The organism is Pseudonocardia sp. SID8383, assembly GCF_009864975.1.
GTDB classification, from domain to species: domain Bacteria; phylum Actinomycetota; class Actinomycetes; order Mycobacteriales; family Pseudonocardiaceae; genus Pseudonocardia; species Pseudonocardia alni.
Map to the genome: position 1 here is coordinate 1 of NZ_WWFY01000032.1, position 9,755 is coordinate 9,755.

Below are 9,755 nucleotides of genomic sequence, written 5' to 3' on the forward strand. Positions count from 1 at the left end.
GGGCCGGGGCGGCGCAGCAGCGCCCGGGCCGCGGTGCCGCCGCCGACGGCGGGCATGCGGACGTCCATCACCACGACGTCCGGCGCCAGCCGACCGGCCAGGCCCGGCACCTCGGCGCCGTCGGCGCTCTCGCCGAGGACGGTGATGCCGGGGTCGGCATCGAGCACCGCGCGCAGACCGGTACGGATCGGCGCATCGTCGTCGACCAGCAGGACGCCGATGCTCGCGTCACCCGTCATCGCTCCCCCCGGGGCCCGTCCCCGCCCTACCGCGCCCGTCGGTGTGTCCCCGTCCCGCCACGCCGACGTGCCGGCGACGGGTCCGCCCCACATCCACGGCGACGATCGTCGCAGATCGAGACGGTCCCGGGACCCGCCGCGGAAGCGCGGCGGGCGGGAGCGACCGACGTCTCGTACACAATCGACGCCGCCGGCGCGGCGAAAGCGGCACCAGTCCCTTGATAAGGATCTTCCGCCCTCCTACTTTGTACACAATCACGAAGGGGTGGGTGATGACGGCGAACCACGGAGCACCCGCGGTCGACCGCGTGCACACCGCTCTGCGGGCCGAGATCCTCGACGGTGTGCGCCCCGCGGGGTCCCGGTTGCGGGAGGAGGAGATCGCCGAGGCCCACGGCACCAGTCGCACCCCCACCCGGGAGGCGATCCGTCGCCTCGCCGCCGACGGTCTGGCCGAGCTGACCCCACGACGCGGCGCCGTCGTACTGGCGTGGGACGACGACGACCTCGACGAGCTGTTCGACCTGCGCGTGCTGCTCGAGGGCCACGCGGCGGCCCGCGCGGCAGTCTCCGGGCGGGCCGACCTCGCGCGGATGCGGGATCTGTGCGCGGCGATGGAGGCCGTCGAGGACCCGCCCGATCACGCCGAGATCACCCGTCTCAATCTGGCGCTCCACCACGAGATCCACCGGGCAGGCGGGCGGCGCGCCCTGCGTGAGCTGGTCGGACGAGTGGTCGAGGCCCCGCTGGTACGGACGACCTTCCGCCGCTACACCGCCGAGCGGCTGGCCCGCAGTTTCGCCCAGCATCGCGAGCTCGTGGCAGCCCTCGCCGCCCGCGACCCCGAGTGGGCCCGCGCCGTCATGACCGCGCACCTCCGCGCGGCCCGCGAGGTCGTCCGCGACCGCGCAGGCCCTCCCGACCGGACCGCGGCCGCCGACCGGCGGCCGTGACCACCGACTCTCCGCCGACGACGACGAGGAGCACCGTGGACCAGCACCACCCCACCGCCGACAGTGCCGAGACCACACCACCCGATCCCGTCATCGTCCCCGGCGGCCGCGAACCGGTGCGCCGACCGTGGCTGTTCGCCGTGCTGCTGGTGATCGTGCTGGCCGGTACCCCGCTCTGGTACCCGACCGGGACGATCCGGCCCGTCGTTCTCGGGGTGCCGCTCTGGTTCGCGATCTCCGTGGCGAGCACGTTCGCCTTCGCGGCGTTCGTCTCCTGGATCTGCTTGCGGCAGTGGAACCTGGTCGAACCGGCCGAAGAGGCGGCCCTGCGGAGCGGGGAGGCCGACCGGTGACCGAGCTCGTCTTCGCCGGCCCGAGCGGGGTGGCCATCCTCTGCGTCTACGCCGTCGTGATGCTGCTGATCGGGTGGTACGCGGGCCGCGGCGGATCCACCGGCACAGCACGCGGCTACTTCACCGCGGGTGGCGGCCTCGGCATGGTGACGCTGTTCTTCACCCTCTACGCGACCCAGTACAGCGGGAACTCCGTCGTCGGGTACCCGCCCCAGGCGTACCGGTCGGGCTTCCTGTGGTGGCAGTCGGTCCCTTTCATGATCGCCGTCATCGCGGTGTACCTGCTGTTCGCACCCCGTCTGTACGTCGTGGCGAAGCAGAGGGGTTTCGTCACGCCGACCGACTTCGTGCGGGACCGGTTCGGCTCGACGAAGCTGTCACTGCTCACCGTGGCCCTGATGCTGTGGGGACTCGGCAACTACGTGCTGGAGCAGCTGGTCGCCATGGGCCACGGCATCGCCGGGCTGACCGGCGAGACGATCCCCTACGAGGTCGGCGTGATCGGCTTCATCGTCATCATGCTGGTCTACTCGTGGACCGGTGGGATGCGTGCCGTGGCCATGACCGACGTCCTCCAGGGCATCGCCATGCTGGTCGGGATCGGCGCCCTCCTGACCGGGGTGGTGACGCTGACCGGCGGGCTCGGCACCCTCACCACGTACCTGACCGAGACCTCACCGGAGCTGGTCGGCGTCCCGGGCACCACGGACGCCGTCAACTGGCTCGCGATGATCGTGATGATCGGTTTCGGGGCTGCGGTCTACCCGCACGCGATCCAGCGGGTGTACTCCGCCCGCAGCGAGCGGACGCTGAAGCGGTCCCTGGCGCTGATGGCCTGGATGCCGCTGGCCACGACCGGGGTCGTGTTCGTCGTCGGCATCGCCGGCCTGCAGCTGTTCCCCGGCCTGGACACCGGTGCGTCCGAACAGCTCGTCGGTCTGATCGCCAACGAGGTCGCGGCCCAGAACACGGTCTTCTACCTGCTGATGATCCTCCTGTTCGGCGGTGTCGTGTGCGCCATCGTCTCGACGGCGGACTCCGCGGTGCTGGCGTTCTCCTCGATCGTGGCGGGCGACCTCTACGGCCGCCACGTCGCACCCGGGGCCACCGACCGACGCAAGGTACTGGTCGGCAAGCTCGTCGGTGTCGCGATGGTGTTCGGCCTGCTCGCCATCGCCTGGAACCCGCCCGGCACGCTGTTCAGCATCTTCGTGCTGAAGTTCGAACTCATCGTCCAGCTCGCCCCGGTCTTCATCCTCGGGTTGTACTGGAGGCGGATGGCGCCCGGCCCCACGTTCTGGGGGATGCTCGCCGGGGCCGTCGTCGCGGGTGGCGCCACGCTGCTCGACCTCGGGCCGTTCGGGGGCGTCCCCGCCGGGCTGGTCGGGCTCGCCGCCAACGTCGTCATCTGCGTCGTCGGATCGATGGCGGTCACCCGCACCCCGCGCACCCAGCGGATGGGCGCCGTCATCTGACCGACGGTGCCGCGGCCGGCGGACGATCCGGGCACCGTCGGTCGGGTGCCGCGGGACCGGTGGCCGCCGTCCGGGCCCGGCCGCACACTGGACCCATGGTCGATCTCTCCGCCCGGCTCCCCGACGCCGTCACCGACCGGCTCGCGGCCCTGCGGTCGCGGGTCGGGTCGGCGGTGTTCAGCCGGGTCGCCGGGGACGAGGGCTCCGGCCGGCGCGCCCGCATCCTCGGCGCCGAGGGACCGCGCTGGTTCGCCGAGGACGCCGCCATCCGGACGGTGCACGGCGACGCGTCGATGTTCGTCGGCGGGCTGCGGGCGCTGCTGTTGCAGTCCCTGCACCCGCTGGCCATGGCCGGGGTCGCCGGGCACTCCGGGTTCCGCGGCGACCCGTGGGGACGACTGCAGCGCACCTCGTACTTCCTGGCCGCGACGACGTTCGGGCCGGCCGAGGAGGCCGAGCGGGTGATCGCGCGGATCAAGCGGGCCCACGTCCACGTCCGCGGGACCGCGCCGGACGGGCGCCCGTACTCGGCGTCGGACCCGCACCTGCTGCGCTGGGTGCACGTCGCCGAGATCGACAGCTTCCTCACCGCGCACGACCGCTACGGCAGCACCCCGCTCGACGCCGCGGGCCGCGACGCCTACGTGGCCGACACCGCACGCGTCGCCCGCGAGCTGGGCGTGCCGGACCCGCCCGAGTCCACCGCGGAGCTGCGGGCACAGCTCGACGGCTACCGGCCCGAGCTGGCCGGGACCCCCGCGGCCCGCGACGCCGCGCGGTTCCTGTTGTGGGAGCCGCCGCTGCCGCTCTCCGCGCGGGTGCCCTACTCGGTGCTGGCCGCCGCGTCGGTGGGACTGATGCCGCGCTGGACGCGGCTGCCGCTGCGGCTGCCGTGGCTGCCCGTCGCCGAGGCCACCGTGGTGCGGGCCGGGGGGCACGCGATCACCGCCGGGATCCGGTGGGTCACCTCGGCACCCGCCCAGCCGCCACCGATGCCGCCGGTGCACCCGTGAGCGGTCAGACCCCGCCACCGCCTCCGAGCCGGGTCACGAGGTAGGTCCGTTCCTGCTCCTCGCGGCGTGCCTCGGCCTCGGCGAGCGACTCCGGGATCGGGTCCGTGTCGTGCTCGGCGACCCACTGCTCAGGACGGATCGGCTCGGGCATGGTCCGCCAGCGGGCACGCGGGTCGTCGCCGTCCTGCGCTTTCTCTTCGGGATCCATCTCCCGAGGGTGCCCGATCCGCCCCGTCGTCGCACCGGGGGACTCACACCCGGGCGTCGTCCCCGGCGAGCAGGACGTCGGTGCTCAAGCGCCGTCCCCGGCGAGCAGGACGTCGGTGTCGAAGCAGGTCCGGGTCCCGGTGTGGCAGGCCGGGCCCTCCTGGTCGACCACGACGAGCACGGCGTCGCCGTCGCAGTCCAGCCGCACCTCGTGCACGTGCTGCACGTGCCCCGACGTGCCGCCCTTGACCCAGTACTCCTGTCGCGACCGCGACCAGTAGGTCCCCCGGCCGGTGGTCAGGGTGCGGTGCAGCGCCTCGTCGTCCATCCAGCCGACCATCAGGACCTCGCCGGCGCGGGACTGGACGACGGCGCAGACCAGGCCGTCGGCGTCGCGCTTGAGCCGGGCGGCGACCGCCGGGTCCAGCGCGGACTCGGCCGCGGAGAGGCGCACGCTCTGTGCCGTCATCGGATCTCGACCCCCTCGACCCGCAGGGCGTCCTTGACCTCGCCGATCCGGAGCTGTCCGAAGTGGAACACGCTGGCGGCGAGCACCGCGTCCGCCCCGGCGCGCACGGCCGGGCCGAAGTGCTCGACCGCGCCGGCGCCGCCGGAGGCGATCACCGGGACGTCGACGACCTTCCGGACCGCGGTCAGCATCTCCAGGTCGAACCCGGCGCGGGTGCCGTCGGCGTCCATCGAGTTCAGCAGGATCTCCCCGACGCCGAGCTCCTGGCCGCGCCGGGCCCACTCGACCGCGTCGATCCCGGCGGAGCGGCGCCCACCGTGCGTGGTGACCTCCCAGCCCGACGGCTGCGGCTCACCGCCCTCCGGGACGCGGCGGGCGTCGACCGACAGCACGATGCACTGGCTGCCGAAGCGCCGCGACATCTCGTGCAGCAGCGTGGGCCGGGCGATCGCGGCCGTGTTCACCGAGACCTTGTCCGCGCCCGCGCGCAGCATCCGGTCGACGTCGTCGGGGGTACGGATGCCGCCGCCGACGGTCAGCGGGATGAACACCTGCTCGGCGGTGCGGCGTACCACGTCGATCATGGTGCCGCGCTCCGACGACGACGCGGTGACGTCGAGGAAGGTCAGCTCGTCGGCGCCCTCGGCGTCGTAGACCCGCGCCATCTCGACCGGGTCGCCCGCATCGCGGAGCTCCTTGAAGTTGACGCCCTTCACCACGCGCCCGGCGTCGACGTCCAGGCAGGGGATGACGCGGACCGCGACGCCCATCAGGCGCTCACCGCCCGCACGGCCGCCAGGGCCTCGGGCAGGGTGAACCGGCCGGCGTAGAGCGCCTTGCCGATGATCGAGCCCTCGATGTTCACGCCGGTCGCGGCGACCTCGGCGAGCCGGGTCAGGTCGGACACCTCCGAGATCCCCCCCGACGCGATGACCGGCGCGGTCGTGGCCTGCGCGACCTCGGTGAGCAGCTCGACGTTCGGGCCCTGCAGGGTGCCGTCCTTGGAGACGTCGGTGACGATGTAGCGGGTGGCGCCGTCGGCGTCGAGGCGGGCGAGGACCTCCCAGAGGTCGCCGCCGTCGGAGGTCCAGCCGCGCCCCGCGACCCGGCGCCGGCCGTCGATCATCTTGACGTCGAGCCCGATCGCGATCTTCTCGCCGTGCTCGGCGAGGACCCGGCGGCACCACTCGGGCTGCTCCAGCGCCGCGGTGCCGAGGTTGAGCCGGGCCGCGCCGGTGGACAGCGCGCGCTCCAGGGACTCGTCGTCGCGGATGCCGCCGGACAGCTCGACCCGCAGGTCGAGCTTCCCGACCACCTCGGCCAGCAGCTCGGCGTTCGAGCCGCGACCGAACGCCGCGTCGAGATCGACCAGATGGACCCACTCGGCGCCGCCGGACTGCCAGTTCAGGGCCGCCTCCAGGGCCGAGCCGTAGCCGGTCTCGGTGCCGGCCTCGCCCTGCACCAGCCGAACGGCCTGCCCGTCGACGACGTCCACCGCGGGAAGCAACGTGAAGCTCACCGCGCCAGGGTATCCGCGCCGCTCGTAGCCTCCGGGGGTGGCCGAGGGGGACAGCATCTTCCGGCTCGCGGCGCGGCTGGACGCGGCCACCGCGGGCGCGGTGATCGCACGCTCCGACGTGCGCCACCCCCGCTTCGCCGGCGCCGACCTCGCCGGGGAGGAGATCACCGGCTGGGCGCCGCGCGGCAAGCACCTGCTGGCCCGCACCGCGGGCGGCTGGACCGTGCACTCGCACCTGCGGATGTCCGGGCGGTGGTCGGTGCTGCGGCCCGGGAGGCGGCTCCCCCGCGCCGTCGCGGCCGACCTGCGGATCGCGCTGCACCTCGTCGACGGCCGCACCGTGGCCGGGATCGGGCTGCCGGTGCTGGCCGTACTCCCGACCCGCGACGAGCACACCGTCGTCGGGCACCTGGGCCCGGACCTGCTCGGCGGCACCTTCGACGGCGACGCGGCCCTCGCCCGGCTGCGCGCCGACCCCGGCCGGGCGGTGCTGGCGGCGCTGCTGGACCAGCGCGTCGTCGCCGGGCTGGGGAACATGTGGGCCCAGGAGCTGCTGTTCCTGGAGCGGATCTCCCCGTGGCGGGAGTGTTCCGCGGTCTCCGACCCCGGCACCCTCCTCGGGCGCGGCCGCGCGCTGCTGCGCGACGCGGTCGTCCGCAACCCCGCGCAGAACACCACCGGCCGGGTCCGGCCGCCGCACTTCGTCTACGGCCGTTACCGGCGGCCCTGTCTGCGCTGCGGGACCGCGGTGGCGTTCGCGCCGCCGGAGCGCACCCCGCACGGTCGCGAGACCTGGTGGTGCCCGCGCTGCCAGCGGTGAGCGCGCGGCCGTCGCCGGTTCGCCCTACCGTCGGATCATGGAACTCTCCGGGGCGCGGACGCTGGTGGTCGGGGCGACGGGTGTGCTGGGCGGCGCGCTCACCGAGGCGCTGCGCGACCAGGGCGCGACGCTCGCGCTGGCGGGCCGCACCGATCCCTCCGGGACCGGCGGCGAGCCCACGTTCACCGTCGACGCACTCGACCTGGAGCGCTGCGCCGCCGTCGTCGACGAGGCGGCGGACGCCCTGGGCGGGCTGGACCTGGTGCTCGTCGCGATCGGGGTGGCCGGGTTCGGGGAGGAGTCGGAGAACGACGTCGTCACCGAGCACCTGCTGACGGTCAACACACAGGCGCCGATGGCGATCGGCCGGGCCGCGCTCGCGCACCTCACCGACTCCGGTGGCACGCTCGCGATGATCTCGGCGATCCTGGCCGACGTTCCGACGCCGGGGATGGCGGCCTACTCGGCGTCCAAGGCGGCGCTGTCGGCGTGGCTGACCGCGACCCGCGGTGGCGTGCGCAAGCAGGGCGTGCGGGTGCTAGACGTACGGCCGCCGCACATCGAGACCGGGCTCGCCGACCGCGCCGTCGCCGGGACGGTGCCGTCCGGCATCAGAGCGGGTTCCGACGTCGCGACGCTCGTCGGACAGGTGCTCGAGGCGCTGCGCTCGGACAGGCGGACGGTGACCTTCGACCTGCGCTCCGGGGAGTACGCGCTGGGCTGAGGCGCGTTCCGCGGAACGGCCACGGTCGTCGTGCGCGGTCGTCACACTCGCCGCCGTGCCTTCCCTCCGTTCCCGCAAGCGGGCCCGTGACTCCGACCGGACCGCGACCTGCGACCGGCTCGACGTCGCCTTCGCCGAGGGCCAGATCGACGGCGTCGAGCACCGGACCCGGGTCGCCGCCGCGCTGCGGGCGGCGCACATCGGTGACCTCACCACGCTCACCGCTGACCTGCAGCTTCCCGGCGTCGCGCGAGTACGGCGAGGGCCGTCGCCGGCCCGGAGCGTGGCGGCCTCCCCCACACGGCCGGACCGGGACGCGCCGGGCTACTGGCCGGTGCGGATCGGGGTGGCCGTCGCGCTGGACGCGGCGATGGCCGTCGCGCACGCCGTCGTCTCCCGTCCGGTGCACCGGCCACCAGTGCCGCCTCCCACGGCGGCCGCGCCCGTCCCCGTCACCGCCCCGGTCGTCGTCGAGCCGGTCGATCTGCGGACCGACCGGGGACTGACCGAGTTGGTCGCGGCCGTCCGCCGCGTCTCGGGTGGCACCGTCGTCGACTCGCTGTCGGTACGCGGCCCCGACGACGGCGGGGTTCGGATCGCCGAGCCGGGGAACCCGCGCGCGGACCGGACCTACACCTGGACGCCGGGGGCCGGGCTCACGAGGCTCGACGTCGTGTCCGCGATCGCCCGTGACCCCGATCAGCGCACCGTCGACCTGGGCGACCTCGACACGACCGCCCTCGCGGGGCTGCTCGCCGGCGCACCTCGCGCGACCGGTGTGCCCGGCGCCCGCTCCGTGCGGCTGATGGTGTTCGACCCCGGCTCGGGCCCGGCCGTCGAGATCACCTGCACGGACGGCTCGGCACGGCGCGGCACGGTGACCGCGCGACCCGACGGCAGTGGGGTCGCGGTGTTCGCCGCGTCCTGACCGGGCGACCCGTTCAGCCCGTGACCGACCGCAGCCAGTTCTCCAGGACCGCGGCGCCGGCGTCACCGGACTTCTCCGGGTGGAACTGGGTCGCCGACAGCGGCCCGTTCTCCACCGCGGCGACGACGTCCTCGCCGTGGTGGGTCCAGGTGACCTTCGGCGGGGCGATCGCGTGCGAGGGCTCCAGGGTCCAGCGCCGGACGCCGAACGAGTGCACGAAGTAGAAGCGGGTGTCGGCGTCCATCCCCGCGAACAGGATGGACTCCTCCGGCATGCGGACGGTGTTCCAGCCCATGTGCGGCAGCACGTCGGCCTGGATCCGCTCGACCGTGCCGGGCCACTCGCCGCAGCCCTCGGTGTCCTCGTCGAACTCGACGCCACGCTCGAACATGATCTGCATGCCGACGCAGATCCCGAGGACCGGGCGGCCGCCGGCGAGCCGACGCCCGATGATCTGCGGGCCACGGACGGCGTGCAGGCCCTGCATGCACGCCGCGAAGGCGCCCACCCCGGGGACGACGAGACCGTCGGCCTCGGTCGCCGCGTCGAAGTCGGACGTCACGGTGACGTCCGCGCCGACGCGTTCGAGGGCGCGCTCGGCGGAGCGCAGGTTCCCGGAGCCGTAGTCGAGGACGACGATGCGTGCCACGCGACCAGCGTAGTCGCCGCCTCGCGCGGCCCCCCGCGGCCCGGGGGCGGCGCCGTGATCATCAGTACCTGTGCGCTGCTCGGCCCGACCGGTGACGGCGCTCAGGTACTGATGATGACGATCGGACCGCGCGCGCCGCGGTCACCGCACCGGCGAGGACGGCGACGAGCAGGCACGTTCCGGCGGCGAGGGCGGTCACGCCGACGTCGGGCACCGGGGCCACCGCGGTGCCGGTGGCCGTTGACAGCCCTGAGGCGAGGGCGGCCAGGGGCGGCACGGCCACCGCCAGGCCGAGCACGATCCCGAGCGTCGCGGCCGTACCGGTCTCGACGGCGACGGTCGCGACGATCCGGGCCCGGGTAGCCCCGGCCGCGACGAGGACGGCCAGGTCGGCCCGCCGGGTCCC

Annotated in this window: 14 protein-coding genes; 7 read left to right on the top strand and 7 right to left on the bottom strand. The window is 74.4% G+C overall.

What is annotated here, in order from left to right; translation table 11 throughout:
* The coding region (locus tag GTW08_RS00720) for a response regulator transcription factor (protein ID WP_161151253.1) at positions 1-239 on the bottom strand (239 nt) is incomplete at its 3' end.
* Between the two features lie 272 nt (positions 240-511).
* On the opposite strand from GTW08_RS00720, the gene GTW08_RS00725 reads away from it, so the two are divergent.
* From GTW08_RS00725 to GTW08_RS00740, 4 genes are all read left to right on the top strand, one after another.
* On the top strand, positions 512-1,192 hold the full coding sequence (locus GTW08_RS00725) for a GntR family transcriptional regulator (protein ID WP_073573879.1): 681 nt from the start codon (positions 512-514) through the stop codon (positions 1,190-1,192).
* A gap of 35 nt (positions 1,193-1,227) precedes the next feature.
* Complete coding sequence (locus GTW08_RS00730) at positions 1,228-1,545, top strand: hypothetical protein (protein ID WP_083658011.1); 318 nt, start codon at positions 1,228-1,230, stop codon at positions 1,543-1,545.
* Positions 1,542-3,020, top strand: coding sequence for a sodium:solute symporter family protein (locus GTW08_RS00735; protein WP_073573880.1), 1,479 nt, complete (start codon positions 1,542-1,544; stop codon positions 3,018-3,020). The genes GTW08_RS00730 and GTW08_RS00735 overlap by 4 nt, the downstream gene beginning before the upstream one ends.
* Positions 3,021-3,115: 95 nt before the next feature.
* Positions 3,116-4,033 (top strand): oxygenase MpaB family protein, encoded by a 918-nt coding sequence (locus tag GTW08_RS00740; RefSeq protein WP_073573881.1) that lies wholly within the window; start codon positions 3,116-3,118, stop codon positions 4,031-4,033.
* Positions 4,034-4,037: 4 nt separating this feature from the next.
* Here the strand turns inward: GTW08_RS00740 and GTW08_RS00745 are convergent, their stop codons facing one another.
* From GTW08_RS00745 to priA, 4 genes are all read right to left on the bottom strand, one after another.
* A complete protein-coding gene (locus GTW08_RS00745; protein WP_073573882.1) occupies positions 4,038-4,241 on the bottom strand; it encodes a hypothetical protein in 204 nt (67 codons plus the stop codon).
* 84 nt (positions 4,242-4,325) lie between these two features.
* Positions 4,326-4,709, bottom strand: coding sequence for a phosphoribosyl-AMP cyclohydrolase (gene hisI / locus GTW08_RS00750; RefSeq protein ID WP_073573883.1), 384 nt, complete (start codon positions 4,707-4,709; stop codon positions 4,326-4,328).
* Positions 4,706-5,479, bottom strand: a complete 774-nt coding sequence (gene hisF / locus GTW08_RS00755; RefSeq protein ID WP_073573884.1) for an imidazole glycerol phosphate synthase subunit HisF — start codon at positions 5,477-5,479, stop codon at positions 4,706-4,708. Before hisF ends, hisI begins: the two co-directional genes overlap by 4 nt.
* The gene (priA, locus tag GTW08_RS00760; RefSeq protein ID WP_073573885.1) at positions 5,479-6,228 is read right to left on the bottom strand and encodes a bifunctional 1-(5-phosphoribosyl)-5-((5-phosphoribosylamino)methylideneamino)imidazole-4-carboxamide isomerase/phosphoribosylanthranilate isomerase PriA; all 750 of its coding nucleotides are present in this window, start codon (positions 6,226-6,228) and stop codon (positions 5,479-5,481) included. The genes hisF and priA overlap by 1 nt, the downstream gene beginning before the upstream one ends.
* A 37-nt stretch (positions 6,229-6,265) precedes the next feature.
* Here priA and GTW08_RS00765 point away from each other — a divergent pair, with 37 nt between their 5' ends.
* Genes GTW08_RS00765 through GTW08_RS00775 form a run of 3 tightly spaced genes read left to right on the top strand, consistent with a single transcriptional unit; the run spans position 6,266 to position 8,700 of the window.
* Complete coding sequence (locus tag GTW08_RS00765) at positions 6,266-7,048, top strand: DNA-formamidopyrimidine glycosylase family protein (RefSeq protein ID WP_073573886.1); 783 nt, start codon at positions 6,266-6,268, stop codon at positions 7,046-7,048.
* A 37-nt stretch (positions 7,049-7,085) separates the two neighbouring features.
* Positions 7,086-7,772, top strand: a complete 687-nt coding sequence (locus GTW08_RS00770; protein WP_073573887.1) for an SDR family NAD(P)-dependent oxidoreductase — start codon at positions 7,086-7,088, stop codon at positions 7,770-7,772.
* Between the two features lie 55 nt (positions 7,773-7,827).
* Positions 7,828-8,700: a DUF1707 SHOCT-like domain-containing protein gene (locus GTW08_RS00775; protein WP_073573888.1), complete on the top strand. Its 873-nt coding sequence runs from the start codon at positions 7,828-7,830 to the stop codon at positions 8,698-8,700.
* A 13-nt stretch (positions 8,701-8,713) separates the two neighbouring features.
* Here the strand turns inward: GTW08_RS00775 and hisH are convergent, their stop codons facing one another.
* Together hisH and GTW08_RS00785 are read right to left on the bottom strand one after the other, a co-directional pair.
* On the bottom strand, positions 8,714-9,349 hold the full coding sequence (hisH, locus tag GTW08_RS00780) for an imidazole glycerol phosphate synthase subunit HisH (RefSeq protein WP_073573889.1): 636 nt from the start codon (positions 9,347-9,349) through the stop codon (positions 8,714-8,716).
* A 61-nt stretch (positions 9,350-9,410) separates the two neighbouring features.
* The coding region (locus GTW08_RS00785) for an FtsX-like permease family protein (RefSeq protein ID WP_161151254.1) at positions 9,411-9,755 on the bottom strand (345 nt) is incomplete at its 5' end.

What these genes read in the sequence shown, in the direction of transcription:
- hisF (WP_073573884.1), bottom strand. Translation starts at nt 5,479, where the DNA reads ATGGGCGTCGCGGTCCGCGTCATCCCCTGCCTGGACGTCGACGCCGGG.
- GTW08_RS00770 (WP_073573887.1), top strand. Translation starts at nt 7,086, where the DNA reads ATGGAACTCTCCGGGGCGCGGACGCTGGTGGTCGGGGCGACGGGTGTG.
- GTW08_RS00725 (WP_073573879.1), top strand. Translation starts at nt 512, where the DNA reads ATGACGGCGAACCACGGAGCACCCGCGGTCGACCGCGTGCACACCGCT.
- hisI (WP_073573883.1), bottom strand. Translation starts at nt 4,709, where the DNA reads ATGACGGCACAGAGCGTGCGCCTCTCCGCGGCCGAGTCCGCGCTGGAC.
- GTW08_RS00740 (WP_073573881.1), top strand. Translation starts at nt 3,116, where the DNA reads ATGGTCGATCTCTCCGCCCGGCTCCCCGACGCCGTCACCGACCGGCTC.
- GTW08_RS00745 (WP_073573882.1), bottom strand. Translation starts at nt 4,241, where the DNA reads ATGGATCCCGAAGAGAAAGCGCAGGACGGCGACGACCCGCGTGCCCGC.